28 protein-coding genes and 1 tRNA gene are annotated in these 25585 nt (G+C 61.7%); 14 read left to right on the top strand and 15 right to left on the bottom strand.

The genetic code is table 11. From position 1 onward, the window contains the following. Positions 1-65 precede the first annotated feature (65 nt). The 7 genes from KUF59_RS12435 to KUF59_RS12405 all read right to left on the bottom strand — a co-directional run bounded on the left by KUF59_RS12435 (position 66) and on the right by KUF59_RS12405 (position 9876). Positions 66-1361, bottom strand: coding sequence for a globin-coupled sensor protein (locus tag KUF59_RS12435; protein WP_249140168.1), 1296 nt, complete (start codon positions 1359-1361; stop codon positions 66-68). Between the two features lie 539 nt (positions 1362-1900). Next, the gene (locus KUF59_RS12430) at positions 1901-2899 is read right to left on the bottom strand and encodes a PAS domain-containing protein (protein WP_212457152.1); all 999 of its coding nucleotides are present in this window, start codon (positions 2897-2899) and stop codon (positions 1901-1903) included. Between the two features lie 244 nt (positions 2900-3143). Then, on the bottom strand, positions 3144-3665 hold the full coding sequence (locus KUF59_RS12425) for a hypothetical protein (protein WP_258769503.1): 522 nt from the start codon (positions 3663-3665) through the stop codon (positions 3144-3146). A gap of 13 nt (positions 3666-3678) precedes the next feature. Further along, the gene (locus KUF59_RS12420) at positions 3679-6828 is read right to left on the bottom strand and encodes an efflux RND transporter permease subunit (protein WP_258769501.1); all 3150 of its coding nucleotides are present in this window, start codon (positions 6826-6828) and stop codon (positions 3679-3681) included. Continuing rightward, positions 6825-7898 carry an efflux RND transporter periplasmic adaptor subunit gene (locus KUF59_RS12415; RefSeq protein ID WP_212457155.1) on the bottom strand — a complete coding sequence of 358 codons (1074 nt, stop codon included), beginning with the start codon at positions 7896-7898 and terminating at the stop codon, positions 6825-6827. The genes KUF59_RS12420 and KUF59_RS12415 overlap by 4 nt, the downstream gene beginning before the upstream one ends. Then, positions 7895-9022, bottom strand: coding sequence for an efflux RND transporter periplasmic adaptor subunit (locus KUF59_RS12410; protein WP_212457156.1), 1128 nt, complete (start codon positions 9020-9022; stop codon positions 7895-7897). Before KUF59_RS12410 ends, KUF59_RS12415 begins: the two co-directional genes overlap by 4 nt. Then, entirely contained in the window at positions 9019-9876 is an 858-nt protein-coding gene (locus KUF59_RS12405) for a sensor histidine kinase family protein (RefSeq protein WP_258770002.1), read from the bottom strand. The genes KUF59_RS12410 and KUF59_RS12405 overlap by 4 nt, the downstream gene beginning before the upstream one ends. A gap of 203 nt (positions 9877-10079) precedes the next feature. Here KUF59_RS12405 and KUF59_RS12400 point away from each other — a divergent pair, with 203 nt between their 5' ends. Continuing rightward, positions 10080-10742 (top strand): TetR/AcrR family transcriptional regulator, encoded by a 663-nt coding sequence (locus KUF59_RS12400; RefSeq protein WP_258769499.1) that lies wholly within the window; start codon positions 10080-10082, stop codon positions 10740-10742. 23 nt (positions 10743-10765) lie between these two features. Here the strand turns inward: KUF59_RS12400 and KUF59_RS12395 are convergent, their stop codons facing one another. The 3 genes from KUF59_RS12395 to KUF59_RS12385 are packed head-to-tail and all read right to left on the bottom strand — an operon-like array spanning position 10766 to position 12172. Further along, positions 10766-11434, bottom strand: coding sequence for a TetR/AcrR family transcriptional regulator (locus KUF59_RS12395; RefSeq protein ID WP_212457158.1), 669 nt, complete (start codon positions 11432-11434; stop codon positions 10766-10768). 8 nt (positions 11435-11442) lie between these two features. Next, a complete protein-coding gene (locus KUF59_RS12390; RefSeq protein WP_249140169.1) occupies positions 11443-11880 on the bottom strand; it encodes a hypothetical protein in 438 nt (145 codons plus the stop codon). A gap of 4 nt (positions 11881-11884) precedes the next feature. Further along, the gene (locus tag KUF59_RS12385; RefSeq protein WP_212457160.1) at positions 11885-12172 is read right to left on the bottom strand and encodes a hypothetical protein; all 288 of its coding nucleotides are present in this window, start codon (positions 12170-12172) and stop codon (positions 11885-11887) included. A gap of 175 nt (positions 12173-12347) precedes the next feature. On the opposite strand from KUF59_RS12385, the gene KUF59_RS12380 reads away from it, so the two are divergent. The 10 genes from KUF59_RS12380 (at position 12348) to KUF59_RS12335 (ending at position 18874) form a co-directional block, all read left to right on the top strand. Beyond that, positions 12348-12554, top strand: a complete 207-nt coding sequence (locus KUF59_RS12380) for a hypothetical protein (protein WP_212457161.1) — start codon at positions 12348-12350, stop codon at positions 12552-12554. After that, entirely contained in the window at positions 12551-12709 is a 159-nt protein-coding gene (locus tag KUF59_RS12375) for a hypothetical protein (protein ID WP_212457162.1), read from the top strand. Before KUF59_RS12380 ends, KUF59_RS12375 begins: the two co-directional genes overlap by 4 nt. 22 nt (positions 12710-12731) lie before the next feature. Then, on the top strand, positions 12732-12950 hold the full coding sequence (locus KUF59_RS12370; RefSeq protein WP_212457163.1) for a hypothetical protein: 219 nt from the start codon (positions 12732-12734) through the stop codon (positions 12948-12950). Positions 12951-12988: 38 nt separating this feature from the next. Next, positions 12989-13606: a hypothetical protein gene (locus tag KUF59_RS12365; RefSeq protein ID WP_212457164.1), complete on the top strand. Its 618-nt coding sequence runs from the start codon at positions 12989-12991 to the stop codon at positions 13604-13606. Positions 13607-13646: 40 nt separating this feature from the next. Continuing rightward, a complete protein-coding gene (locus KUF59_RS12360; protein WP_258769497.1) occupies positions 13647-14234 on the top strand; it encodes a PepSY domain-containing protein in 588 nt (195 codons plus the stop codon). Between the two features lie 490 nt (positions 14235-14724). After that, entirely contained in the window at positions 14725-15897 is a 1173-nt protein-coding gene (locus tag KUF59_RS12355; protein ID WP_258769495.1) for a DUF3734 domain-containing protein, read from the top strand. Between the two features lie 36 nt (positions 15898-15933). Beyond that, the gene (locus KUF59_RS12350) at positions 15934-16722 is read left to right on the top strand and encodes an acetoacetate decarboxylase (protein WP_212457168.1); all 789 of its coding nucleotides are present in this window, start codon (positions 15934-15936) and stop codon (positions 16720-16722) included. A 69-nt stretch (positions 16723-16791) separates the two neighbouring features. Further along, positions 16792-17580, top strand: a complete 789-nt coding sequence (locus tag KUF59_RS12345) for a 3-hydroxybutyrate dehydrogenase (protein WP_212457169.1) — start codon at positions 16792-16794, stop codon at positions 17578-17580. 512 nt (positions 17581-18092) lie between these two features. After that, positions 18093-18701, top strand: coding sequence for a sll1863 family stress response protein (locus tag KUF59_RS12340; protein WP_212457170.1), 609 nt, complete (start codon positions 18093-18095; stop codon positions 18699-18701). Positions 18702-18742: 41 nt separating this feature from the next. Continuing rightward, positions 18743-18874 carry a hypothetical protein gene (locus KUF59_RS12335; RefSeq protein WP_258769493.1) on the top strand — a complete coding sequence of 44 codons (132 nt, stop codon included), beginning with the start codon at positions 18743-18745 and terminating at the stop codon, positions 18872-18874. Positions 18875-19146: 272 nt separating this feature from the next. On the opposite strand, the gene KUF59_RS12330 is transcribed toward KUF59_RS12335, so the two are convergent. Next, positions 19147-19590, bottom strand: a complete 444-nt coding sequence (locus tag KUF59_RS12330; RefSeq protein WP_212457171.1) for a hypothetical protein — start codon at positions 19588-19590, stop codon at positions 19147-19149. Positions 19591-19841: 251 nt separating this feature from the next. Here KUF59_RS12330 and KUF59_RS12325 point away from each other — a divergent pair, with 251 nt between their 5' ends. From KUF59_RS12325 to KUF59_RS12315, 3 genes are read left to right on the top strand one after another with little or no spacing between them, the layout of a single operon-like run. Continuing rightward, a complete protein-coding gene (locus KUF59_RS12325) occupies positions 19842-21242 on the top strand; it encodes an AAA family ATPase (RefSeq protein ID WP_212457172.1) in 1401 nt (466 codons plus the stop codon). Between the two features lie 17 nt (positions 21243-21259). After that, positions 21260-21559: a hypothetical protein gene (locus KUF59_RS12320; protein ID WP_212457173.1), complete on the top strand. Its 300-nt coding sequence runs from the start codon at positions 21260-21262 to the stop codon at positions 21557-21559. Next, the gene (locus KUF59_RS12315; RefSeq protein ID WP_212457174.1) at positions 21556-21765 is read left to right on the top strand and encodes a hypothetical protein; all 210 of its coding nucleotides are present in this window, start codon (positions 21556-21558) and stop codon (positions 21763-21765) included. Before KUF59_RS12320 ends, KUF59_RS12315 begins: the two co-directional genes overlap by 4 nt. 697 nt (positions 21766-22462) lie before the next feature. Here KUF59_RS12315 and KUF59_RS12310 read toward each other — a convergent pair. From KUF59_RS12310 to KUF59_RS12295, 4 genes are all read right to left on the bottom strand, one after another. After that, positions 22463-23284, bottom strand: a complete 822-nt coding sequence (locus KUF59_RS12310; RefSeq protein ID WP_212457175.1) for a metallophosphoesterase — start codon at positions 23282-23284, stop codon at positions 22463-22465. A gap of 153 nt (positions 23285-23437) precedes the next feature. Then, positions 23438-23513 (bottom strand) — tRNA-Lys (locus KUF59_RS12305). A 167-nt stretch (positions 23514-23680) separates the two neighbouring features. Continuing rightward, complete coding sequence (locus KUF59_RS12300) at positions 23681-24256, bottom strand: Spy/CpxP family protein refolding chaperone (protein ID WP_212457176.1); 576 nt, start codon at positions 24254-24256, stop codon at positions 23681-23683. Positions 24257-24464: 208 nt separating this feature from the next. After that, complete coding sequence (locus KUF59_RS12295; protein ID WP_212457177.1) at positions 24465-25478, bottom strand: TRAP transporter substrate-binding protein; 1014 nt, start codon at positions 25476-25478, stop codon at positions 24465-24467. Positions 25479-25585: the final 107 nt, after the last annotated feature.

Here is a 25585-nt window from a genome sequence, read left to right as displayed (position 1 = left end):
TCACGACATCGCTCACTGGATTGACCGTGATTGTAGATGTTTTCGTCGACGTCCGACTAGGATTCTCAGGCAGCTCTGATTTCGACAAAGAACGTCTCCACTTCCTGGCGAAGAGATGCAGCCTGGCTGGAAAGCTGCTCGGATGCGCTCAGCAGCGCGCCGGCCGTCTGCCGCGTTTCAGCAGCCACTTGGCTCACCCCGGCAATGTTGCTGGATACTTCATGAGTACCGCGTGCCGCTTGCTGGACGTTGCGGGCGATCTCGGCCGTGGCCATTCCCTGCTCTTCCACCGCCGCGGCTATGGCGGTGGCAATCTCGTTGACGGATCCGATCGTGCCGCCGATCTCCTGGATAGCGCCGACCGATTCCTTCGTTGCACCCTGGATCGAAAGAATCTGCTCGCCAATTTCTCCTGTTGCTTTGGCGGTCTGTTCCGCTAGTGCCTTCACCTCGGAGGCGACCACGGCAAAGCCGCGGCCCGCCTCGCCGGCGCGCGCTGCTTCAATCGTCGCATTGAGGGCAAGTAGGTTGGTCTGCCCCGCTATGGTACTGATCAAATCCACCACGTCTCCGATGCGTTGAGCCGCCTTAGCAAGTCCCTGGACGGTTTCGCCGGATCGGGCGGCCTGGTCAGCCGCGGTCCGTGCAATTCGAGTCGATTCGGAAACCTGCCGGCCGATCTCCCTAATCGACGAGGTCAGCTGCTCCGTCGACGCAGCTACTGCCTGCACATTCGTGGAAGCCTCCTCTGATGCCGCGGCCACGGCCGTTGACTGCTCGGTCGATTGCGAAGCGCTGGCGGCCAAGGTATTGGCGGCACTTTGGAGGTTAGTGGCCGATCCACCGACGGTGTCCAACACGGCCTTCATCCGACTGTCGAAGTCATGGATGGCGGCATGAACCCTCGCCTGACGCTCTTCCCGCTCGGCCAGCATTGCCTCCTGGTAGACGGAAATGGCGATCTCCATGTCAAGCATCACGGCGCAATTCACCGCAGTTAGTAGTTCTGAGAGGTGGGCCGGTCGCCAGCGATATCGCCGGACCGCGAGCGAGACGAGCTGGTTCAGGACAAAATTATATCCCCCGATGTACCAGCGCGGCTCCAAGCCGATCTTGTTGTGAACCAGGCCGATGGCGCGCACTCCGTGCAGGTATTCGTCATCGAACCGCCCGTTGAACAACCGCGCCCAGTGAGTGCCCTGAGCCGTTTTCAGCCTGGGAATGTCTTTGCCGATCATGCTGGCAAGCTTAGGTTCGCTCGTGACGTGCCGGTAGAAGCCGTCCAGAATCTTTGGCACTGTTGGCTCGGCGATGGTCCAGAATTCACGCAACAGCTCGCCGGTTCGCGGGGTGATGCCCATGAATTGCATCCTGGCTTGGCGGTTCTGCTCCGTGTTGTCGGGGCATGCCGTTGACGAAGAAATCATGATGCGACCTTTCAAATAGTTCGTTGGTTGTAAAATTCATTGGAGCTCGCGGGTGGGCTCCTTAGTTGACCAGCCACGATGACTTGAGCAGGATTGTCTTGATGACTTTGTCGTCCAACAACACGCCGGCTGCCGGGTGTTCCGGTAGAACGCTCCGATGATTTCGGCGCTTCGCTCTTCGAGCAACCGCGACAACCGCTCGGCAAGGATCTGAGCGCGTGTGTCGATTCCCAGGTATCGAATGATGTCCTTCATAGTACCCGCACGCAGTGATTGGACCCGACGTGCAGAACAATAATGCCGCGCGACTAACCTTCTGTTAGGCAAAATTGGTCGTTGCCGCGGAGCGCTCCTGCCATTCCGTAACGAAAGGCTCCCAAGTGCGATAGTTGGGCGCAAGATTTGACGGATTGCACTTCAGTGGCAAAATATTCGAGCCAACTTTGCTCAGATAGTCGAAGCGATCCGCCAATTTAGCGTGGACGTACGCCGGGTTTGCCCACCTCAGGAAACAGGAATTCGACGCCAGCTTTCGACAACGCCGATTCGATCGAGGGAAGCGCCGGGTCCTTGTGCGATGAGGCGCCGTCAAGTTCCTCCAGACGACGGATCGTCGCACGCGTAACCCTGGCGGCGTGCGCCAGATCCAACACGGACCATCGCAACAGCCCCCGCGCGGCTCTGATTTGCGCCCCCGTGATGTGGTGGGTTCCGACAGTCGTGTCACGCTCGAGATCTAAGCTGACTCCAAGCCACTCCTTGACGTTGCCCGCGTCATCAAGCAACGGCTGGCCCGTTGAGCGCTTCCACTTGAAGGTGCCGTCAGTCCGGAGAACCCGGTGCACGACGTCGTAGCTCCGCTTCGCGCGGCTGGCCTCTTCACGAACTCTGATGATTTTGTCCCGGTCATCTGGATGTATGAGCTGCAGCCAGCCGGATTCCAGCGCAACAGCCTGGAGATTGCCGCTCTCATCGCAATTCGTCACCTCGTGAATTCGACCATCCGACTTGGCACTCCACACGACGGCGCCAGTCGCCTTGACCAGTGCGCGGTAGCGCTCATCGGCAACCCGCAACTGGTTGAGTTGATCCTCGCGAGCCGTAATGTCCGTGCAGATTCCGACCGCCTTCTCGGCAGCACCCTCCGGATCGACGAAGACGATGATTTGGCAATAAATCCACGCGACGCTGCCTCCTCGACGAATGATCCGAAATTTCCGCCGGATCGTGGAGGCCTTTCGTATGACGCGTTCGACCTCGGCTTGTGGCCCTCGGTCGTCGGGATGTGTCACCTGGAGGATTGCCGAAAAGGATGGTGTTACCTTTCCTGGCTCGATGCCGAGGAGATCATAGTACCCTCGCGACCACTCCATCTCGTTCGTGCGGAGATTCCAGCTCCAGAGGCCGCATCGCAGTTCACGCTCGATGACGCCGAAGGTCTCTTCGGTCCCCCTCTTCAAGAGGTCCAACATTTCTTGCTCTTATCTTTTCAACCGCAGCAAAGTATCCAAGTTGACAGCGTTGTCCAGCAACATGCTGTCTGTCCCCTCACCGCGACGCAGCGCTTGCGCGCATTTCGCTGACTTTGCGACCAATCGTCGATTCCAGCTGCCTCAGATCGACGAACGCATCGGCCTGCCGGCGCAGGCCAAGGCACTTACGATTTCCATCAGAGTGTTCAAGAGATGTGATCGTTTCTGGCCGAAGTCGCGATCATCAGTCGCAAACCAGAACGCGCCGATAGCGCCTGTAGACGTAGTAGCAGTCGCTGTCCGAGGAATAGCCATAGCGCGAGCCGCCATAAGCGTAGCCGGCAGTGGCTCCTGCGGCGTAGGCACCCGCGGCATAGGCGGCGCGCTCGCCATATCGGGATCCGCCATAGCCGCCGTAGCCTCCGAAGCGGTTGTAGGTGACCGATGTGCCGCGAACCGCACTCGCCACTGCCGGTCCGCCGCGCCCAGCCGCCGCGAGAGCACCGCGCGGCGCCGGTTCAGCACCGAGACGAGGGGCTGGACCGCCGAGGCCGGCACGTGGCGGACCGCCTGGCCCCATCGGAGGGCGCGCCGCGAACGCTGGAGATCCTCCGGCTGATAGCGGAGGCAGCCCGCCGGCCGCAATCGGCGGAGGCCCGGCCATGGGTGGCGGCGGAGGGAATTGCGCGAATGCTGCATTTGGCGCCAGCGTCATCGTTGCGATGGTCGCACTGACGGACAGCATCAGAAGTTTTTTGCGAGACATGTGCTTTCTCTTGTTAGAATTGCGTTTCGAGGACCGGCACCGGCTTGGGCGCGGAGATCCGCTCCGGCGAAGACGTGTCGTGCAGAGGCGCGGCGGACTCATGCGCCGATGATTGGTCGCCGTGATCGGGATGGATCCGGAACCAGGCCACATAAAGCGCCGGCAGGAACAACAGCGTCAGCAGTGTGCCGACGATGATGCCGCCCATCATCGCGTAGGCCATCGGCCCCCAGAAAATCTCGCGCGCGATCGGAATCAGCGCGAGACTTGCGGCTGCTGCGGTCAGCAGGATCGGTCGCATGCGATGCTCGGTCGCCTCCACGACGGCTTCCCAGGCCGGGCGCCCCTCCTTCTTCAGGTCCTCGATCTGCACGATCAGGATCACCGAGTTTCGGACCAGAATGCCGATCAGGGCGAGCACGCCGAGGATGGCGACGAAGCCGAGAGGAGCACCGCTCGGCAGCAGGGCCATGACCACGCCGATCACGGCGAGCGGCGCAACCGCGAACACCAGGAACAAGCGATGGAAGCTCTGCAACTGAACCATCAAAACCGTGGCCATGACGAACAGCATGAGCGGAACGACAGCTACGATCGGCGCCTGGCTCTTGGCGCTCTCCTCGACGGAGCCGCCGAGGTTCACCGAATACCCCGCCGGCAGCTCCTTGGTGAATGCCGCAACCTTCGGTGCGAGCTGATCCACGATGGTCTTGGGTTGCACGCTGCCGACGATACCGGCCTTCAACGTGATGGTGGGGATCCGCGCGCGCCGCCAGATCGTCGGCTGCTCGAGCTCGTAACGCAGATTGGCCACGGCCCCGAGCGGCACGGATTGACCGCCGAGCCCGGTCAATTGCAAGTCGCGCAAGGTGCTGATGGAAGCGCGTTCCGGTGCGGTCGCACGTCCCGTGACATTGACGAGATAGATGCTGTCGCGCACCTGGGTAATCGGCGTGCCCTCGAGCACGGACTTCAAGGTCGTGGCAATGTCTTCCGATGTCACACCAAGCTGTCGCGCCTTGTCCTGGAGGACGTCGACCTTGACGACGCGCGCCGGCTCCATCCAGTCGAACACAACGTTGCTAAGCTCAGGGCTGCTCCGTACGATGCCAGCGAGCTTCTGCGAAAGATCTCGCACCTTCGCGATGTCGGGCCCACTCAAGCGATACTGCACGGGACGCCCCACCGGCGGCCCGACCTCGAGCAGCTTGACGTAGGTGTCGGTCCCGGGGAACGTCTTCCTGAGATAGTCCTCGAATTGTGCCTTGAGCTGGTCGCGCGCCTTGATGCCGCCCTTGGTCACGACCACCATCTGACCGAACCAGGTGTTTGCGGTCTGCACGTCGAAGGACAGGACGAAGCGCGGCGAGCCGATCCCGACGTAGGTCGACCAGTGATCAACCGACGCGTTGCCCTGAAGCTGTTCGGTCTCGAAGCGTGCCATCTGCGCATTGGAATCGGCGATCGATGCATTCTGCGGCAGGTTCCAGTCGATCACCAGCTCGGCCCGATCCGATGACGGGAAGAACTGCTGCTGCACGAAGTTCATGCCAAACAGCGCCAGCAGAAAGGCCGCAACCGTCACGCCGATGGTGGCCCAGCGGTGATGCATGCAGAACAGCAGCAGGCGCGCGAAGAGCTGCGCCAAGCGGCCCTTCTCGCCATGATGACCCTTCATTTTGGCGGGCAGGATGGTGACACCCAGCAATGGCGTGAACAGCACCGCCACGATCCAGGAGACGATGAGAGAGACCGCGATCACAACGAACAGCGTAAAGGTGAACTCGCCGGCATTGCTGCTATTGAGCCCGATCGGGATGAATCCGGCAACGGTGACCAGCGTGCCGGTCAGCATCGGAAATGCGGTCGAAGTATAGACGTGGGTTGCCGCCTTCTCGAGAGGATCGCCCACCTCAAGCCGGGCTACCATCATTTCAACGGCGATCATGGCGTCGTCGACAAGCAGGCCCAGCGCGATGATCAGGGCACCAAGCGAAATGCGCTGCAGAGAGATCCCCGCATAGGCCATCACGACAAAGGTGATGGCAAGCACGAGGGGGATTGCGATCGCGACGACGAGGCCGGCGCGCAAGCCGAGGCTGAGAAAGCTGATGCCGAGCACGATGATCACCGCCTCGAACAAGGCCTCCGTGAAGCCGGACACCGCATGCTCCACCACCACCGGCTGGTCCGCGACCAGATGCACGCCGACGCCGATCGGCAAGTCGGCAATGATCTTCGACATCTCCTCCTTCAGTGCCTCACCGAAGTGAAGCAGATTTGCACCGGACTTCATGCCGATCGCGAGCGAGATCGCGGGCTGGCCGTTGTATCGGAACAGTGTTTGTGGCGGATCGACGTAGCCGCGCGTGATGTTTGCGACGTCGGTCAGCGGAAAGAACCGATCGTTGATCCGCAGATTGACCGCCTTCAGGCTTGCCTCGGAGGTGAACTGGCCGTTCACCCGCACGCTGATCCGCTCGGGCCCTTCCTGGAATACGCCGGAGGGCGCAACCGCATTCTGCCCCTGCAGAGAAGCCATGATGGAGTGGATGTCGAGACCCAAGGCTGCGATCTTGCGGGTGGAGAATTCGAGATAGATGACCTCGTCCTGCGCGCCCAGAATGTCGACCTTGCCCACATCCGGCACGGTCAAGACCTTGGCGCGGATGTCCTCGACCTCATCGCGCAGCTGACGCTGGGTCAAGCCGTCGCTGGTGAAGGCATAGATGTTGCCGAACACGTCGCCAAAGCGGTCGTTGAAGCCGGGCCCGATCACTCCTTGTGGAAACTCGCCCTTGATATCCGCAATCATGTTGCGGACGCGGGCCCAGGTCGGCTTGACGTCGGCAGCCTTGGTGCTGTCACGCAGATAGACGAAGACCGTGGTCTGGCCCGCAACCGTCACGCTCTTGGTGTAGTCGAGCGATTCCAGCTCCTCGAGCTTCTTCTCGATCCTGTCGGTGACCTGGCGCGTCATGTCCTCGGGTGACGCGCCCGGCCACTGAGCCTGGATCACCATGGTCTTAATCGTGAAGTCGGGATCCTCCTGACGACCAAGCTGAAGGTACGCAAAGAGTCCAGCCGCCATGAAGGCGATCATGAAATACCAGACGAGCGAGCGATGGCCTAGCGCCCAGTCGGAAAGGTTGAACGACTTCATGGCTTTTCATCCTGTTCGATGCGGACTTGCTGTCCTGGCGTGAGGCTGTGGATTCCGGCGGTGACGACGCGCGCACCGGGAGCAAGTCCGCCGGTGACGTGAGCGCCGGCTCGGTCAGCGACGAGCTCGACTTTCTGCAACGACACGGTTCCGGCGGGCTGATCGACGACCCAGACGAAATTGGCGCCATCCTTTGCGAGCACTGCGGATGCAGGCAGGCGCAACATCGGACCTTGCTCCCTGGGCTTTGCCGTGACGGTGGCGCCGAGGCGGAAGCTGTAGGGTGGATTGCTCAGCGCAACGCGGACCCGTCTCAAGCGCGTGACCGGATCGGCCTGCGGCGCAATCTCGCGAATTTTGCCGTCGACCTGAACGGCGGGAAGGAGTTGCAGGCTCACCGTGAATGGCAGACCGATTTCGAGCGGGACCGGGAATTCCTCCCCTATATCGACGACGGCCTCTCGGACGTCCGGCCTTGCGAGCGTCACCACGCTTTGACCGGGCGAGACCACTTGGCCGACCTCCGCGCCGACTGCGGTAACCACGCCGTCGAAGTCGGCCTTGATCTGCGCATAGCCGAACTGCTCGATCGCCTTGGTCAGGTTTGCCTGAGCATGCGCGAGCGAAGCTTCCGCCCCTGCGCGCGCCTGCTCGGCATTATCCAGCGTCTGCTTTGTGGTCGCATCGCTCGTGATGAGCGTTCGCTGCCGCTCCTCCTTCGCTCTGGCGGTCGCAAGCTGCGCCTCAGCCTTCGCAACCTCTGCCTTGGCGGAGCGCACGGCAAGCTCGAGGGCCGTCGAATCGATCGTGCCCACGATCTGCCCTTCTCTGACGAGGTCGCCGACATAAGCGGGACGCGCGGTCAAGCGTCCAAGCACGCGGAAGCCGAGATTCGTCTTGTAGCGGGGCTCAACGACGCCCACAGCGATCGTGCCGTCCCCCTGTTTCGATTCGAGGACTGTGGAGAGCACGGGCCGCACGGCCTCCGGTGCCTTCGTCTCCTGCTGACACCCGGCAACCGCGAGAGCTGACGCGAGCGTGCCGGCGACAATCATTGCGCGGCTCTTCATGACCGATCTCCCTCGTACGTCACTGGCTGGCCAACGCTCAGCAGCTTGCCGCCGTCAGTCACGACGCGCTCGCCAGGCTCGAGACCTGCCTTGATCAACACCTCGCCTGCCTCGTAGCCCCCGACGATGACGGGCTTTAGCGACGCCGTCCGGGTCGCCTGATCGACGGTCCAGACTGCGGGCTTGGTGCCCGCCGCCATCAATGCACTCCAGGGCAATGCGATCAGCTGTTGCGGCTTTGCCGTCACGGTTCCTGCAACGGCGCTTCCGAGCGTCATTTCGGTCGGCGGATCCTGGATCGATACCTTGACGCGGATCGTCGAGCTCTTCGGATCGATCGCCGGCGAGACTTCCCTGATGTGGCCGGCCGCCGTCACGCCGGCGTCGGAGACCAATGCAAGCGCAACGCGGTGCCCATCGGGCTCGCCAAGGAAGATCGATTCATAGACGTCAAAAACGGCATCCCGCTCGCCATCCTGCGCCAGCGAGAACGCGGGTTGCGCAGCCTGTACGACCTGCCCCACCTCGAGATTGCGCGCGGTGATCACGCCATCCGCTTCAGCGCGCAACGCGGTAAAGCCAAGGGCGTCCTTCGCCGTTCCGAGCTGCGCTTTTGCCGCCTCAAGCACGCCTTCCGCAGTTCGCAATCCTTCCTGCGCCTGCTCGTAGACCGGGCGAGTGGTGAAGCCACCCGCGATTAGCGCCGTCTGCCGCTCGAAAGTGACTCTCGCAACGCGCAACTGCGATTCCGCAGATAACACTGCCGCATGGGCGGCATCGACATCGGCCTGCTGTTCGGCGGGATCGAGCACCGCCAGCACCTCGCCGGCTTTGACGTAGGTGCCGACATCGGCATAGCGCGCGAGAACGCGACCACTGACGCGGAACGAGAGATCGGCGCGGAAGCGGGCCTGGACTTCGCCGGTCAGGGTGATCGAGGATCGCCGGTCCTTCGGCTGCACGATCTCCGTGCGCACGAACGCAGCGCGAGGACCGGGAGCGGCGGCTTGATCATCGCAGCCGCCGAGCGCCGCCGCGAAAAGCGCCGCGGCAAGCCCGCCGAGAGACCTCAGCGAGCGCTGGGACCGAACGGTTATGGTGTGGTTCGAAATGTGGATTTTCATAGTGCATCCATGCCGTGGGATGGTGACAACAGCCCGCCCAACGCATCTGAGCCTCGGGAGAGCGAGGCCAATTCGTTCGGATGACCTCGTAGCAAGGTTGGATCCGGGGCGATGGAGGCCGGGCGCCCGGCCTGATCCGTGCCTGAGCCAAGCGTCACGGCCGACTTGGCGTACGGCCTGCGTGGCGACCTCATGCGGCGCGTCGCCATCGACCGACTCGCCTGTCGCTCCCGTTCGTTCAGGTAGAAGGAGAGGACGACTGAGGTGAACTCGGCGGCGACGGCATGCTCGATCCGTCCGCCGAGACCCTTCGCAAGGTCATTGCTGATCTGGAGTTCGCGGCCGGCGTCCGCCCGCGTCGACCGTGATCCATTATCCAGCACGACGCAGTTTACGACCGCGCCGATGCGCGACAGCTTGACCTTGATCTCGCCGGAGCGCGCGTCGAAATGCGCGTGCTTCGCTGCCCTTGCGATGAGGTCGTGGACGATCAGGCCAAGCCGCCAGCACCGCTCCGACTGAAGCGGGAGAGACTCAGTTGCGAATGCCAGCCGGATGTTCATTGGATCCAGCAGGGACCGGCGCAAGCCGCAGCCAAGTTTGCGGATGTAAGTCGCCGCATCATTGAGGGCTTTGCCCTGAGGCATTGCGAGCGCCCGATGCAGTTCGGCATGGCCGTGCAACAGCTCGACGACCTCGCTCAAGGCAGTCTTGGCTTCTGCCCCGTCGGCCCGGACGGCCGCAGCCGAGACCAGACCGATCGCCGAGACGATTCCCTGGTCGACTCTGTGACGCAATTCGCGCAACAGGACGCCGTCTTGCTGATGGTGCGGGTCCTTCCTCGTCAAAGTCATTCTCCTAGGGTGAATCGGATGATCGGCGGCCAACGCCGCAACCCTGCGGCCGCCGACGATCCAGAAGGCTGTCGCCGGTCCTGACAGACCTCAGCAACCCTCTAAATAAACTATACCGTATATTTTCTTTTTCTTGCCTTTTCCTAATAGCCGTGTCAAGTGCGATTCAGATGCGCACAGACTCGTGATTGGGAGACAGACGGATGACCAAGAAGAGCGGCCCCAAACGGGGCAGACCACCCAAAGACCTTGCCGGTGACGTGCAGGCCCGAATTCTCGACGCAGCTCAGCAGCTCTTTCTCGAAAAGGGCTATCGCAGCGCCAGCATCGACGACATCTCGGAAATGGCACCCGCGAGCAAGCCAACCATCTATGCCCATTTTCCTGGCAAGGAGGCCCTCTTCGCCGCTGTGGTGGCCCGCACCATCAGCGGACTGACGGATTTCGAAGGCTTCGAGCCCGAGGGCCGTACCCTGCACGATAAGCTCACGAGCCTCGGCACCGCGATCGTGGAAAAGGTCATGGAAGAATCGCTGGGCATGGTTCGCGCCACGATTGCCGAAGCCCAGCGTTTTCCCGAGTTGAGCCGCAACGTCCACGATGCGGCTCGCGACCGCTCCGTTAGTGCCATTTCCCTGCTTTTGAACGAAACGACGCAGAAGCTTGCGCGGGCGCCAAAGGGTCCCTTCCGCGGCAAACGAAGCCTCGCCACCGCTCAGATCTTCCTCGATTTGATCCTGCTGCCGATGCTGTTTCGTTCTCTGGTGGGAGAACCGCCGAAGGAACTAAGACGGGAGTTGTCAAATTTCATGCGTGAACGAGTCGGCTTCTTCCTTGCGGCTTGTGAGGCAGACTGGACGCCATGAGCGGGCAATCCGCCTGGCTAAGTTCAATTGGTCAGCCGGTCGCGCAAATCAGACCGCACGCCGGTGACTTGCCGCGGCGCCGCGTTCCGGAACGGTGCGTTGCTGAGCGCGCCCGCGCAAAAGCTCATCATCTCGTTGAATGTCGGCCCGAGAGCGGCCACCTTGATGCGCGATGGATTGAGATATGCATCCATCGCGTCAAGCAGACAGCAAGCCAGCGCTATCGGGCTTCCTGGCCGAAATTCGCCGCTGGCCTGTCCCGCCGCGATGATCGACCGCACAACGTCGCGAAGCCGGTCCGCGTGAGATAAGCTGGCCCACCAGTTCTCTCGTCCCGCAGCAACCACCAGTTCGTGCAATCGGACATCGTTTGCCAGTCGATTTTCATGCAGCCGGGAGATCGCCTGAAGGGTCGCATTCAACCGCTCCAGGCCTGAGCGACTGCTTCGCGCTGCATCTGTGGCTGCCGCAGACACCTCCCCTAGCAGCCCCGCGACGACAACTTCGTCCAGCGCTTGCCGGGACGAATAGAACCGATAAAGATTTGCCGGAGACATTGACGCACCGCGAGCGATGTCGGCAACCGTGGTCTTCCGGTGGCCGATCTCGCGGTACAGCCGGATCGCCGCCTGCACGATTCTTTCGTGGGTGCACGATGCTTCGACCGGGAGCGTCCAGGCGACCTCGCTCATGTTCGGCCTCAGCGCGACGGAGTCGTCTGCATTTCGCGTCGGCAGGCCTCGCCGAACTCCCGTAACGGGTCCATCTCTTCCATGAAGCCCGGCAGGTCGACGAACGACGTGTTCGGTGCAAGGTAGGTTTCGATGATCAGCCGGCCGGCCCGCTCCGCGGCATGGACGACCTCATCGCTGGACAGAATTCGCATGCGCCCGATGAGCGCATACAAATTCACCAGCGCCGGGATCTCGGATTTGTCGCTTGTCAGCGCGTCCGCGTAAAGCCGGGACGCCTCCTCGATGAAGCTTCGATACAGCTTTTCGCGCTTTGAGACCGCGTGGGCATGATGGCGCTCGCGGAGCCTGCGGCGGCGGGTCACCCATCCCGTCACGATCGTGGAAATCGCGCCGAAGGCCGAGCCCCCGAACGCCGCGAAGGCGGGAAAATAGATCGTATTCATCCGATCATTCCTCATCCCTTGTGCCCTGATACCGGTGCGATCCTGTGGTCTTGACCGAAGCAATGGCCGCGGCCTGCTCGAAGACGGCTCTGCAAGCATCGCTCAGGTCTGACTTTCTTTGCCTGAGACACGCTTCCACATTCGTGGCGTCAGGAATGTAGCTTGCGCAGAGGCGAAATGCGTCGGGTGCGCACGCGGCCCTCTGCTCGGCGGTCCCGCGATTCTCCTGCGCCAGGACAATGCCATTGGCAGACAGAGCCACCAGCATCACGGCCGTCGTGTACTTGAACATATCGAATTCCCTTCTCCGTTGAAGCATTGGCATTTCGAACGGGAAGCGGAGCCTCACGCCGAAGTCCCATCATCAGCCCCGGAAGAACACCGGCTTGTGAGCTTCCGCGCTTGACACACGCCGCGATCCGCGCTGTATATGAACTATACGGTATAGTTTATTTAGGAGATCAAATATGTCAAGCCTGTTCTTGACCCTCGCACCGGAAAGCCCCTGGCCCGGGATAGCGGTCGTATCGCTGAACCTGATCGTGGCTGTGTCGCTCGTGGGCGTGAGCCTGCTGCTGGCTGTCACGGTTTCGGTGCTCGCCTGCGCGCACTCGCTCGTTGATCGTGAGCTCGCACTGCTGCGACAGGCCGTCGAACGAAGGGGCTTCGCATGACGTCGGCCCTTCTCTTCACGCGTGATTGCATCATCTATTGGGTCAACGTCTGGCTCGCGCCGGTCGAATGCGCGTTCGACATGATCGAATCGGAGTTGGTCCGCAGAGGCGTCGAGCTCGACGCACCCGAACCCCCTCCCCTTCACATCGCCTGACGATCCCGGTTGGAATACTGACATGCTGAACTTCATCGAAGTGTTCGATGTGATCCACGCAGATCCGGACACCGGTCGTTCCGTGTGGACCGGGCTTACGGGCACACGAGCAGCCCTCAAGCGTGACGGGCACATGATCGATCCGAAAGCTATGGCCTTTTGCCCGATCGAATGGCTCGACGAGCGCGGCTACCTCGATGCCGAGCTCGCGCGCCAGCATCCGCGTCCCTGGGGCATCTGAACGAGACCGAAACATTCAATGTCGAGGAGCCAGAAGTCGTGAGCAGGAAATCCGTGCTGTCGAGACGCGCGAGCAGCCTAGTCGAACCCGAGCTTCCCTTGCGGACCTATTTTCTGTCGGTTGGAGGAGCGCTGCTTTTGCTGATTCTGGTAGCCAATTGGGTGCTGCCCGCACCTTTGCCGAGCCGGCACACAGACTCGCGCTCTATGCTCCCTCCGATCCGGATCCATACAGAACTGAGAGGACCGGAAGCGGTCGTCATTGATACCAACCAACCGGCTGCTGTGCTCGCGATGAATGTCAATGCCGAGGATCTTTCGCAGTCCGCTGGCGCAGATGTAATCGATGCCAACCCATCGGCAGGGTCGGCCGAGCTCGACGTTGGCGACGCGATCCGTTCCGTCGTACCGAGCACCTCGCGGCTTCGCGAGAGCTTGGCTGAATTTCGACCAGCCGCGGCCGATCCTGCAGCTTCGAACCGGGAGGATGGCGGGGTCAAGCGGCCTGCTGCGCGCAAGCCCGCTCGGCCGCTGAGAGAAAAATTGCGACGGTCTATTCGTCGTCCGAACTTGAACAGCTACGCCAGTTGGTGCGCTTCATCGAACCGCGAGCGCGGAAGCTGCCACGATGCCTTCACGCCGTTTCAGATGAACTAGGTCAACACCGTCTATTGACGAGAGCCACAGGACTTACCCGATGTCGAAGAAATGCCTATTTGCACTCATGCTATGGTCGGCCGCGCTCGTTGCGACCGGAGCGGTCGCCGACGTGAGCCACACGCCTCCGGACGCAACTGCGCAGGGCGATACCGAGGAGAAGGCGATTCGCCGTGTGCTCGAGCAATTTCGGACGACACAGGTGCCACTCAGTCGGGCGATGAGCATAGCCGAGCAGCTGCATGAAGGTTCAAAAACCGCGGACGTCAGCTTCGAGGTGTCCAGTCCGCCCGTCTATCGCGTGCGTACAGTGAAGAATGAACGCGTTTGGGAGAATGTCATAGATGCGAACACCGGACGCGTGACCGATAAGGAAGTTATGTCATCCCTGAAAGAGCTGGATCGGGAAGACCTGTCCAAGATCATCGCCTTGAAGTGGATCAAGCAAGAGCTGGCGGACGCCGTGAGAGTCGCCGAAAAGGCCGCAGACGGAAGCGCTCTGGCCGGGGGACTGGTGAAGCAGGACGGCAAACTCAACTTCGTGATCGTCGTCGCCTCTGGCGATCGCCTGAAGGAGGTCATGCTCGAGCCGCCCAAAGTGGGAGGGCAAGGGTCGGCCCACCCCTAACACGAACTCCAACGAACAACGCACGACCTTGTGAGTTGCCCGAGCACAGCCATTAGCGCTATTAAATAAACTATACGGTTTAGTTCACTTTAAAGATCAACCAGTGCCAATCCTTCGCAACTTCACTTGGCGCGTGAGACCGGATCTGCGGATCGCAGGCCTCAGCTTCGTCCTGGTCGCTACGCTTGCATTCGCGAGCGTGCTTCTGGACACGCCCAGCAGCGATGTCCAGCCCGGCTCCACCGCTGAGCATCCACATCCACGTCACCGCAAAACAGCCTGTCCTACTGTCGGCCGTCCACCGCTGAATATCGGCGCGCAACCCCGAACCGACCGCAAACAACCACATGAAGGGGAGTTGCCTGCAGTTCCGCGCGCGAATCCACCTGGCGAGTGGTCGCTCTAGCCATATCCCCGCTCAGCCTAAACGATCTTCCCGTATCGACCGGCGACGTATCGCCTCGCCCCAAACTCGAGAGCACACCAAATCATGAATTTCCATCCCCGACCACACGTCCCGACCACCCAACGGCGGCTACCATTCGATTGCATTGCCCTGCTCTTGCAGGGCGGCGGTGCTCTGGGAGCCTACCAGGCGGGTGTCTATGAGGCGCTCGCCGAAGCCGGCATCCATCCGGATTGGGTCGCCGGCATTTCGATCGGCGCGATCAACGCGGCGATCATCGCAGGCAACCCACCGGAGTCTCGTGTTGACCGGCTCCGCGATTTCTGGACGCAGGTGACCTCCACCGCCCCCTGGGATTGGCCCGGAAATTCTCTTCTCGACATGGCGCGCAGCGACAATGCGCGCAACGTCCTCAACCAGATGAGCGCGGGCCTTGCCGCAACATGCGGTGCAAACGGATTTTTTTCCGCGCGGCCTCTCCTGCCCTGGCTTCACGCTGGCGGGACGACCGAGGCGACCAGCTTCTACGACACCAGCGCGTTGAAGAGCACGCTGGAGCGCCTGATCGACTTCGATCGCCTCAACGGGGGAACGACGCGCTTCAGTGCAGGCGCGGTCAACGTAAGGACAGGCAACTTCGTCTATTTCGACAATAGCACCCATACAATCCGGCCGGAGCACATCATGGCGAGCGGCGCGCTGCCGCCGGGCTTTCCCGCAGTGGAGATCGAGGGCGAGCACTACTGGGACGGCGGCCTGGTTTCGAATACGCCGCTGCAATGGGTGATCGACTGGGGTGTACCGCAGGACATGCTGGCGTTTCAGGTCGATCTCTGGAGCGCGAAGGGGCAGCTTCCGAGCAACCTGCCCGAGGTCGTCACGCGTCAAAAAGAAATTCAATATTCGAGCCGCTCGCGCGCAAGCACCGACCAATTCAAGCGCGTGCAGCGCCTGCGGCGTGCGCTTACGGCTCTCCTGGGCCGGCTCCCTGAAGATCTCAGAGAGCACGAGGATGTGAAGCTCCTCAACACGGCGGTTTCCCACAACGTCTACAACATCGTTCACCTGATCTATCGGGCGCGGAACCACGAAGGTCACTCCAAGGACTACGAGTTCTCCCGGCTTTCGATGCAGGATCATTGGCGCGCCGGCTATCACGACGCGCTTCGCACGCTGCGCCATCCCGAGGTACTCGCACGCTCCGCCAGCCCGGACGGCGTCTTCACATTCGATCTGGAGCACGACGGCCGCGAGTAAGCAGGTCGATAAATGCTGGACGCACGGAGAACCTCAATGCGTGAGAACGAAGTACGAAAGCGCGCCTTTGCAATGCCGCTCACCAGTCCGGCCTATCCGCCAGGACCGTATCGGTTTGTGGACCGCGAATACCTGATCATTACCTATCGCACCGATCTAGCGCGGCTGCGCGCCGTGGTGCCTGAACCGCTCGAACTCGACCAGCAAGCCCTCGTCAAATATGAATTCATCCGCATGCCGGACTCGAACGGCTTCGGCGACTACACCGAAAGCGGCCAGGTCATCCCGGTCACGTTCCGTGGTCGCAGAGGCGGCTACACCCACTGCATGTTCCTCAACGACGAAGGACCCATCGCCGGTGGACGCGAGCTCTGGGGCTTTCCGAAAAAGCTTGCTCAGCCGACATTGCGAACCGAGATCGACACGCTGATCGGCACGCTCGACTACGGTCCTTTGAGGGTTGCGACCGGCACGATGGGCTACAAGCACCGGGAAACCGATCTTGGCCAAGTCAAGTCCTCGCTCGAGGAGCCGAACTTCCTGCTCAAGATCATTCCGCATGTCGACGGCAGCCCGCGGATCTGCGAGCTCGTCGAATACCACCTCGAGGAAATTGCGCTGAAGGGCGCCTGGACCGGGCCCGCGGCTCTCTCCCTGACGCCGCATGCTTTGGCACCCGTAGCTGATCTGCCCATATTGGAGATCGTCTCCGCGATTCACATCCGGGCAGACCTGACGCTCGGACTCGGCAGAGTGGTCCACGATTATCTCCAGGAGCCGGTCCGACGCCCGGTCCGAGTCAACGAGAGAAGTCTGGTGACCTGATCGCCAGAATGAAGTCGCGAACTGCGACGCTTCACCTGTTCACACAACACACAAAGCAAAGTGACTGAGATGGGTATTCTGAAGGGTAAATCGGCCGTCGTGACCGGCTCGACCAGCGGCATCGGCCTTGCGTGCGCACGTGCTTTGGCAGCCGCAGGCGCCAACATCGTGCTCAACGGAATGGGCGTGCCGGCAGATGTCGAGAAGGAGCGCTCTGCAATCGAGAGCGAGTTCGCCGTGAAGGCGATCTATTCGTCCGCCGACATGGCGAAGCCGAACGAAATATTCGACCTGATCGCCCTCGGAGAAAACACCTTCGGCAGCGTGGATATCCTCGTCAACAATGCCGGCATCCAGCACGTTTCCCCCATCGAAGAGTTTCCGGCCGAGAAGTGGGATGCGGTCATCGCGATCAACCTCTCCGCCGCATTCCATGCGATCCGTGCGGCAGTGCCCGGGATGAAGAGGCGCAGCTGGGGCCGCATCATTACGACGGCCTCGGCGCATTCGCTGGTCGCCTCCCCCTTCAAATCGGCCTATGTCGCGGCCAAGCACGGCATCGCCGGCCTCACGAAAGCAGTGGCCCTGGAACTCGCCAGGTCGAAGATCACCTGCAACTGCATCAGCCCCGGTTACGTCTGGACGCCGCTGGTCGAGAAGCAGATCCCGAACACGATGGTGGCACGCAAGTTGAGGCGAGACGAGGTCATCAGCGACGTCCTGCTCGCGGCGCAACCTACGAAGGAGTTCGTCACGGCCGAGCAGGTTGCTTCGCTCGCGCTGTTTCTGTGCAGTGCAGATGCTGCGCAGATCACCGGCGCCAATCTCGCGATCGATGGCGGCTGGACGGCCGCGTAGGACCGCCGCGCGTTGAGCATCGGAGGCCGCGCGAGACAATCGCTGTCGCGTCCCCAATACGGAGTGGAAGATATGTCTTCTGACAAAATTGATAATCACCTCAAAGACTCGAGCCACCTGCCGGTCGTCCGCCTCCGCGAGCGCGGTCGCTCCCTGTGCGAAGGTGCGAGATATGGCACGCCGCTTGATCTTGCCGGAGATGCGAACCTGGCGGACGCTCTCCGCCGGCACGAGCACGCGTTCAACGAGGACGTATTGCCGCCCCGCGTCAAGTTGGAAGAGCCGCGCGAATTCTACGCTGCGACCGCCGTGGGTTGTCTGTCCCGCACCCGGAAGCAGGCGCCGCATGGGCAAGTAGCGCTCCCTAGAACGTCGGTGCTCCTTCCTCATGTAGCTGCCTAAGGTGGTCGTCGCTTCCGCAGCGGTTTGAAGCCATTTGACGCAGGTCAAGTCCGGAAAGGCCGAGCCGGACGATGATCGTCAACATATCGGCCAATCAACGGAGATAGGTCATGTCAGAGCAGAGCAGCATGCATTTTTACCTGAACTGGGCCAAGGAGCGGATCGATGAGATGGATGCCGCGCTGGCTTCATTCGAGGTGAAAGCGACGGAAGCCAAAGCCGACTCCAGGGTCAAGGTCGATCAGATCATCGCGGATCTGAAGGAGCGCCGCGACGAAGCTCAGGCGCTTCTGAAGACGCAAGCCGAAGCCGGCGAAGCCGCTTGGGCGCGCGCCAAGACGGATCTGGACAAGCACTGGGCCGGATTCGAGGCGCAGATGAAGACCTACTTCGAAGGCGCCGGCAAGCAGATCGAGCAGCAGCAGGCCACGTTCAAGGACATTGCCACGGCGCAGGCGAAAGCATGGCGAGAGGCAACCGACAGGTTTCGCGAGGCAGCAGGCAAGGTGACGGCGGCCCGGACTACCGATCTCGACGCCGCGCTCAAGCAGCTGAAATCCGACGCGACCGAAGCCGAAGCACGCCTACAGAAGCTGAAGCAGGCGGGCAGCGAGTCCTGGTCGGTGCTGAGCGCCGCATTAGGCGAATCCCGCAAGGCCTTCGACCAAGCCAATCAGGCTGCTTGGAACGCCTTGAGGAGTTCCGGCTCGAAGAGCTGACGCAGTCCGCTTGGTTCGGAGCGGCCATTCAGGAGGCATGCATGGCTACCGATATCCTAGTTGCGCGCGAGTTGAAGTCGCTACAGGACGAGCTTGCGAGCGCCAAGAGGGATCGCATCGACATGAAGTCCATCATGCCGGTGTCCTGGATGGGACCGGACGCTTTCACGTGACGTCGACCGGCGACGTCGTCGACTGGACCTGTGAAGCGCGATTAGCTTCCCACTATCGCAGGGTACGATAGGGTATCTTACCCTGCGCTCCGTCATCACCTGTGATCAATTCAGGTAACGGCCTCTTTTGCCACGCCCCCCGTTACTTGGGGGGAAATGTAACGGACAATTTAGAAAAATTACAAACCGGCAATGTACTTGCCGGCCAGTTCGGATGGCCTTGGCTGGTCCAATAGACCATGCACGCGATGTTATGCACGTTCAAACGGCCTTTAATCTCGCTTGCGCCGACGTCTTTGCCAGCGCCCTTGTTGAGAAGGCTTTGCTTCAGACTCTTCGGAAGGCTCTTCCATGGCTCCTCGCTCAGCGTGTGAAGGTGCGTCCCAATAGCCACTGGCGTCCTCCAACCAGTCCTGAGGCGGCGGCGTTCCGACCAAAATCGTATGAGCCGTAACGAACTTTTGCCATTTCTCTGCGACCTGAAGCGGTGAGCGTTCGCGAAGCAAGCCGGGTGAATCCGCTCCCGGCACCATTCGTCCGACCGGATCGAGCTTAGGGTTCCGCGGATCGGCGCGCATGAAGCCGACTAGTATCTGCTCGACCAAGTGCGAGCGGGAGATACCCCTTTCGGCAGCACGCGCCGCAAGAATTTCCATGATGTCTGGATGCATCCGAAGCGTCAGACGATCGCCGCGCGCTTTGTCGGGCTGTGGCAATGGGCCATGCCTGCGCGGAAGCGCACCCCCAGGAATCCGCGTTTTCGAATCCTTAGCCATGCTGGACCTTTCTGCTTGAAATGGCATACAATGTGTATACTTAGTCCACATCAATGATGGCAACTTAGCATACGTGGTGTGTATATGAGTTCCAAGGATTCGTCTACGGACCAAGCTTCTATCGACTACTGGATGCGCACCGTCGAGGAGGACCGCGCGGAGAGCGCGCCGCCGCAGCGTCGGGAGGAGCGATGAGGCCCCGCTTCGACGACCCCTGCCTGCAGCTGCTGACTCTCGACAATTGGAGCGACGCGTTCGGCACGCTGCACCGCGCGACGTTCCCGATCGAGGGCAGTTCACTCGGGCAGGAATTGCTGGACGCCATCGGCAAGCGGACGACGATGCGCCGCTGGATCGAGACTCTGGTCGACGAGTTGTTTGCCGAGGGCACGCCGAAGGCCGACCGACTCGGCCACGCCTGGTTGATGTTGACCTGCGATCCGCGGCAGCCGCATAGTTTCCATCGGGTCCTGCCCCAGGTGCAGCACGTCATCGACGTTTCTGACCTCCAAGAGGACGACGACACCCTCCTGCGCCGGCGCCTGCGCATCTGGTGGCGCGCAGCCGAAGGCGAGTGGTGTGGCAAAAATCCGCCGTCGGTTTTCGCCATCGCCGCCGACGCGACGAAGCACGAGCCGGATGGCGTGGATTTCCTCGCCATCTTCGACAAGATCGACCCGCACAAGACGCGTCACGTCGCAGCGACGCAGCCCGCACAGCACAGCCCGTCGATCCCGCATCTGATCGTGATGCCCCGCGAGGGCGCGAGCAAGTTGAACAACAACAACGCCGTTTTCAAGGACTTGATCGGCGCGCCGCTGCCGCTCTCGGTGGTGCGCGACGTCGCCGGCATCCGGGCGCAGCTGCACCGCGAGTACCCGCACGCCACCGCGGCCATCGACCTGCTGATGCGCGATCTGCGCGAAAACAAGCCGCTGAGACTGAAGCCTACGATTTTGGTCGGCCCGCCGGGGTCGGGTAAGTCGCGCCTCGTTCGCCGCATGGCGGCCTTGGCGGCCGGTGCCTACGTCATGCGCTACGACGCGTCCGGATCCTCGGACGGCCAGTTCGCCGGCACTGCCAAGGGCTGGTCGAACACCGAGGCATCCATCCCGGCTCGCGCGATCTTGCACTCGCGCCAGGCCAACCCTGTCGTGATGGTCGACGAAATCGAAAAAACAGCTTCATCCAATCACAACGGCAGCCTACACGCTTCGCTGTTAGGGTATTTGGACGTCGAGACGTCTTCCCGCATGCGGGATATCTCGACTGACTGCGAATTCGATCTTTCCTGGATCAGCTACCTCTGCACGTCAAATGATGTGCGTTCCCTGCCCTCGCCGCTGCGCGACCGCTTCCGCGTCGTCAAGGTGCCGGCACCGACGCTGGCGCACCTGCCGGCCCTCGCCGTCCAGGTGCTGGCCGAACTCGGCCGCGAGGACGAGATGTTGGCGCACGCTGCGCCCTTCGCCGACGACGAGCTCGCCAACATGGGCAAAGCGTGGGCGGAGCAGCGCTGCAGCATGCGGGCGCTGAAGAGGATCGTCGAGGCATCGCTGGAGGCGCGCGACGACTGCGCGATGCGGCACTGAGCTCCGAGGTAGATCGCTTGAAGCTGGAACTGCTGACGGACTTCGAGTGCGGCGAGGTGCCGTCGCTGCTCGAGACCGGGCGGGCGTCGCGGCTCGAGCACTGGCAGCTGCATGTGAGGCGCAGGGGCAAGGAGTTCGTGCTGGTCGCTGAAGGGTTGATTTTCGGCCATCCCGAGTTCGCCGACGGCACCGAGACGACAACCGGCGCGCTGGTCTGGGTCGATCGGCAGCTGCGGTTCTGCAGGTCATTCCGCCGGCTCTACATGCTCTGCGAACACTCCGGCAACGAGATCCCTATCGACGGAGCGGACCTGTGAAGCCAGCATGGCGCATCGTCATTACTCGGCCGACATCGGTCGGGGAGATCAAGGAACTGCAGATCGACGTCGGAACGGACGGCGTCGTCGAGGCGCGCAGCGTGGATCGGCTCATCGTTGCGTGCATTGAGCCAGCGCCAACGAATGACGAGACGGCGCTGCATATGCTCGCGATGGTCGCCGAAGCGCTTCGGGAGGGCAGCTAAGTCATCTTCACTTCACATAGCTATGCGCGCGCAAGTGACCTGCGGAGTCAGTTTCGCGAGCATGGAGTTTCCCGATCGGTAACTCCCGTAATAGAAAGGAAGCAAGAACTGCCATTTTCGGCTGACGAGGGCACGATCAGTAACTCGATAAAACTTTCTGCGAAGGATTCATTCTCCGTTTTGTGATCCCCCGCCTCCTCGCCGTCGATGCGCTCGCGCCGGCGCTGCGCCTACGCGATCCGCCTGGCCGTTTCTTCGATTCGCTGCTGCTCCGGCGTCGGAAAGCACCAGTCTGCAGCCCGTCGTCCTGCCATCTGACGCCACCTGTGTCGCCGCTTGGCGACTTTTAGCGCCAAACGCTGTCCGACATCGTCGGAAGTCGCCGCTTGGCAACTTCCTTGACTGTAGAACGTATCAAGAAAAGAAATGGCTCCTTCGTCGACGGCGGGTACAGCGGCAGGGCAGAAACGCCGTCGTGCCGCGTCGATGTGACAACGCGGGGCCAAAGCTGCCTTGTGCCCCGGCTTTGTAGCCCCCCATGGTGTAAGGAATTGGGCCCAACTCTCCGTTTGGGGCCCGAATTCCTTGCATGCAGCCGAGGGTAAGAAAGTCAGGGTCAAAACCGGTTTCGTTCCTGCTTTTCTTACCCTGAGGCGCTGCGCCGGGTGAAAATTCGATTGCGGCGCTGAAAATCGGATTACTGCTGCCAAGGCGGCTTCGGGATCCACTCCGGAAGCTCGACCACGAGATCCGGAATAAAGCGCTCATTCTCGATCCTGCCGCCACGGCTATAGCCGCGCGGATTGCAGACGATGCGCGTCGTCTCGCCGACGGTGTAGTCGTGCGTGTCGTGGACGTGGCCGTGGATCCACAAAGCGGGCTGATGCTCGGCGATGACATCGGAGAGATCGCTGATGAACGACGCGTTGATCGCGCCGTCGCCGGCATAGCGAGGATGCAGCGAGCCGGGATGGACGCCGTGATGCGTGACGACGACGGTCTGGCCGTCGTGCCCCTCGGCGAGGCGGTCGATCAGCCAGCGGCGCTCGATAAGGTGGCGGCGATAGGCCGCCGACGGCACGAGGGGCGTCGGATATTCCGCGCCGTCGGACGTCAGGATGGCGCGATGGTCGTTCACGGACATGCCGGAGCGCAGCCCGATGATCTGGTCGCGGGCCTCGAAGCGGTAGTCGGTCCACAACGTGCAGCCCAGGAAGCGGACACCGTCGATGACCGGCACCTCGTCGCCGTCAAGGAACGTGATGTGCGTGCCGCGCGCAGCGTCGCGGATGAGCGACGCCTGGTCCTGCAAAATCGAATTGTAGTATTCATGGTTGCCGGCGACGAACAGCACGGGACGGTCGCGCAGCGCGCGCTGTCCGAGTAGCCACTCGACGGCCTCCGGGCCGTCTCCGATGTCGCCGGCGAACACCGCCACGTCGAAATCGAGTCCTTCGGGAACGTCGTAGCCGTGCGGGCGGATCTCGCCGTGCAGGTCTGAGGCGATGAAGATTTTCATGGCGGCAGTGTCGAGCTGGCGCCTGCAAGCGGCAAGGGCGGAATCCGAAATCCATCTCGGCGCAATCGTGACCCAGTTGTGACCCAGGTCGCCGGGCGGCGCCAAACGACACCACTCCGGCAAGGACTTATCAAACGATTTCAAGGAGATGTTTGGTGGGCGCACCAGGGCTCGAACCTGGGACCCGCTGATTAAGAGTCAGCTGCTCTACCAACTGAGCTATGCGCCCGAAAGGCGCGAACGCCCTTGCGAGGCCGGTCGTTTAGCAAGCAAAAGTCGCGATTGCAAGCGATGCGGACGATGTTTTCCAAGGGTTCGTCCCGCCCCCGTAAAACGCGAAAAGCCGCTGGATTCCAGCGGCTTCGCGAGGGTCTTTTCCGGGAAAATCCGCCCCTCTTAGAGGCGGCCGCCATCCCGGTCGGGCCCGGCATCCCGGTCACCGCGGAAGTGGTCCATGCCGCGTTCCATCATGCGGTCCATGCCGCGCTCCATGAAGCGGTGGTGGCGGCCCTCTTCGCCGCCGCCGAACGGTCCGCGGGTCAGCACCGCGAGGCGCCGCTTCTGGCCGTCGTCGAGGGTCTTGTAGAGGGGGTCGGCGGCATCGGCGATCTTCTTGAGCGCCGCCGAGGTGGCCCCCATGTCGTCGGCGCGCTGGCGCAGCCGGGCGACCGGATCATCCGGCTTGTCGGCGCTGCCGGGGGCTGGGTTCATCCGCGCATTGGCGCGATCGATACGGAGCTTGGCAAAGTCGCGCACGGCGGCTTCCACCGGCGGCCACAGCTTTTCCTGGTCGGCGTTGAGCTTCAGCCCGGCATGCACGGCGGCGATGCGCGCGTCTGTAAAGGCGGCGCGATCTTCCGGATTCATACGCATGTGGTGCATGCGGTCGTGAAAGCGATGGTACTGCGCGTAGACCACGCCCGAGGCTGCGATGCTCAGGACCGCGATGGCGGCGATGGCGAACTTCTTCATACGAACCTCCTCGTGAAAGGTTGCTTGAAGATGAGCGCAGCAGGCCCTGTATTCAACTTACAACTGCGCGCCTTACCAAGATGTAATCCGCCGTTCGCTGCTTGAAATCATTCGCAACAGACGAAAATAGCCTCCGCGCAGGTGCGCAGAGGCTTCATTTACCGTTCATTCACGCGCGTCGGCGGCGCGAGGTCAGTTGGTCGCGCTGTTAGTTCGTCGCGCTTTTGGCTTCCTTCAAAAATTCGTCGATCAGCGCCTGGCCGACGCGGCCTGCGGCATCCTGGTAGACCGGCTGCATCGCCTTGCGCATGGCGGCATCCTGATCCGTCGTCAACTTGATGATCTCGCTCTTGCCGCTCTTCTTGATCTCGGCAAGAGCGTCGTCGTTTTCCTTTTGCGACTGCGTGTTGTTGAAGTCGGTCGCTTCCTTCATCGCCTTCTCGAGCTGGCCGCGGATGTCGGCCGGCAGGTCGTCCCAGAACTTCTTGTTCACAATCACAACGTAGCCGATGTAGCCGTGGTTGGTCTCGGTGATGTACTTCTGCACCTCGTTCATCTTCTGGGTGTAGATGTTGGACCAGGTATTCTCCTGTCCGTCGACGACGCCGGTCTGCAACGCCTGGTAGACTTCGGAGAATGCCATCACCTGCGGCAGCGCGCCGAGCGTCTTGAACTGCGCCTGGATCACGCGCGACGACTGGATGCGGAATTTGACGGCCTTGTAGTCCTCCGGCGTGATGAGCTTCTTGTTGGCGCTCATCTGCTTGAAGCCGTTGTCCCAATAGGCGAGCCCGGTGATGCCCTTGGTGTCCAAAAGCTTGAGCAGCTTCAGGCCGAGCGGGCCTTCCGTCACCTTGCGCAGGGTCTTCAGGTCGGGGAGCAGATAGGGCAGATCGAAGGCCTCGAACTCCTTGATGCCGAGCGGGCCGAATTTGGAGTTGGACGGGGCGAGCATCTGCACGCTGCCGAGCTGCAGCGCCTCGAGCTCCTCCTTGTCCTTGTAGAGTGTCGAGTTCGGATAAACTTCGACTTTCACCTTGCCGCCGGTGTACTTCTCCGCCAGCTCCTTGAACTTTTCGGACGCCTTGCCTTTCGGCGTGTCGGTGGCGACGACGTGGCTGAATTTGATGATGATCGGCGATTGCGCCGCGGCAGGTCCAGCGAAGGCGAGCGCTGCGATCGACAGACCCGCAATGGACGCTGCAAATGTGAATTTGCCCATAATCTCTCCCTCTGTTGTTATTTGGGACGCAGACCACGCGGATGCGGGACGTCCTGAACGTGAAGCCGCCGGCACCCTAACCGGGAGCCGGCGCACGCGCTATTGGT

This window comes from Bradyrhizobium arachidis (genome assembly GCF_024758505.1).
GTDB classification, from domain to species: Bacteria; Pseudomonadota; Alphaproteobacteria; order Rhizobiales; family Xanthobacteraceae; genus Bradyrhizobium; species Bradyrhizobium manausense_C.
The sequence above is the reverse complement of the archived record's forward strand: the minus strand, read 5'-3'. Positions and strand labels throughout refer to the sequence as shown.

Excerpts from the sequence above, each read along its gene's own strand:
- KUF59_RS12435 (WP_249140168.1), bottom strand. The coding sequence starts at position 1,361 with ATGGGCATCACCCCGCGAACCGGCGAGCTGTTGCGTGAATTCTGGACC.
- KUF59_RS12430 (WP_212457152.1), bottom strand. The coding sequence starts at position 2,899 with ATGTTGGACCTCTTGAAGAGGGGGACCGAAGAGACCTTCGGCGTCATC.
- KUF59_RS12425 (WP_258769503.1), bottom strand. The coding sequence starts at position 3,665 with ATGTCTCGCAAAAAACTTCTGATGCTGTCCGTCAGTGCGACCATCGCA.
- KUF59_RS12420 (WP_258769501.1), bottom strand. The coding sequence starts at position 6,828 with ATGAAGTCGTTCAACCTTTCCGACTGGGCGCTAGGCCATCGCTCGCTC.
- KUF59_RS12415 (WP_212457155.1), bottom strand. The coding sequence starts at position 7,898 with ATGAAGAGCCGCGCAATGATTGTCGCCGGCACGCTCGCGTCAGCTCTC.
- KUF59_RS12410 (WP_212457156.1), bottom strand. The coding sequence starts at position 9,022 with ATGAAAATCCACATTTCGAACCACACCATAACCGTTCGGTCCCAGCGC.
- KUF59_RS12405 (WP_258770002.1), bottom strand. The coding sequence starts at position 9,876 with ATGACTTTGACGAGGAAGGACCCGCACCATCAGCAAGACGGCGTCCTG.
- KUF59_RS12400 (WP_258769499.1), top strand. The coding sequence starts at position 10,080 with ATGACCAAGAAGAGCGGCCCCAAACGGGGCAGACCACCCAAAGACCTT.
- KUF59_RS12395 (WP_212457158.1), bottom strand. The coding sequence starts at position 11,434 with ATGAGCGAGGTCGCCTGGACGCTCCCGGTCGAAGCATCGTGCACCCAC.
- KUF59_RS12390 (WP_249140169.1), bottom strand. The coding sequence starts at position 11,880 with ATGAATACGATCTATTTTCCCGCCTTCGCGGCGTTCGGGGGCTCGGCC.
- KUF59_RS12385 (WP_212457160.1), bottom strand. The coding sequence starts at position 12,172 with ATGTTCAAGTACACGACGGCCGTGATGCTGGTGGCTCTGTCTGCCAAT.
- KUF59_RS12380 (WP_212457161.1), top strand. The coding sequence starts at position 12,348 with ATGTCAAGCCTGTTCTTGACCCTCGCACCGGAAAGCCCCTGGCCCGGG.
- KUF59_RS12375 (WP_212457162.1), top strand. The coding sequence starts at position 12,551 with ATGACGTCGGCCCTTCTCTTCACGCGTGATTGCATCATCTATTGGGTC.
- KUF59_RS12370 (WP_212457163.1), top strand. The coding sequence starts at position 12,732 with ATGCTGAACTTCATCGAAGTGTTCGATGTGATCCACGCAGATCCGGAC.
- KUF59_RS12360 (WP_258769497.1), top strand. The coding sequence starts at position 13,647 with ATGTCGAAGAAATGCCTATTTGCACTCATGCTATGGTCGGCCGCGCTC.
- KUF59_RS12355 (WP_258769495.1), top strand. The coding sequence starts at position 14,725 with ATGAATTTCCATCCCCGACCACACGTCCCGACCACCCAACGGCGGCTA.
- KUF59_RS12350 (WP_212457168.1), top strand. The coding sequence starts at position 15,934 with ATGCGTGAGAACGAAGTACGAAAGCGCGCCTTTGCAATGCCGCTCACC.
- KUF59_RS12345 (WP_212457169.1), top strand. The coding sequence starts at position 16,792 with ATGGGTATTCTGAAGGGTAAATCGGCCGTCGTGACCGGCTCGACCAGC.
- KUF59_RS12340 (WP_212457170.1), top strand. The coding sequence starts at position 18,093 with ATGTCAGAGCAGAGCAGCATGCATTTTTACCTGAACTGGGCCAAGGAG.
- KUF59_RS12335 (WP_258769493.1), top strand. The coding sequence starts at position 18,743 with ATGGCTACCGATATCCTAGTTGCGCGCGAGTTGAAGTCGCTACAGGAC.
- KUF59_RS12325 (WP_212457172.1), top strand. The coding sequence starts at position 19,842 with ATGAGGCCCCGCTTCGACGACCCCTGCCTGCAGCTGCTGACTCTCGAC.
- KUF59_RS12310 (WP_212457175.1), bottom strand. The coding sequence starts at position 23,284 with ATGAAAATCTTCATCGCCTCAGACCTGCACGGCGAGATCCGCCCGCAC.
- KUF59_RS12300 (WP_212457176.1), bottom strand. The coding sequence starts at position 24,256 with ATGAAGAAGTTCGCCATCGCCGCCATCGCGGTCCTGAGCATCGCAGCC.
- KUF59_RS12295 (WP_212457177.1), bottom strand. The coding sequence starts at position 25,478 with ATGGGCAAATTCACATTTGCAGCGTCCATTGCGGGTCTGTCGATCGCA.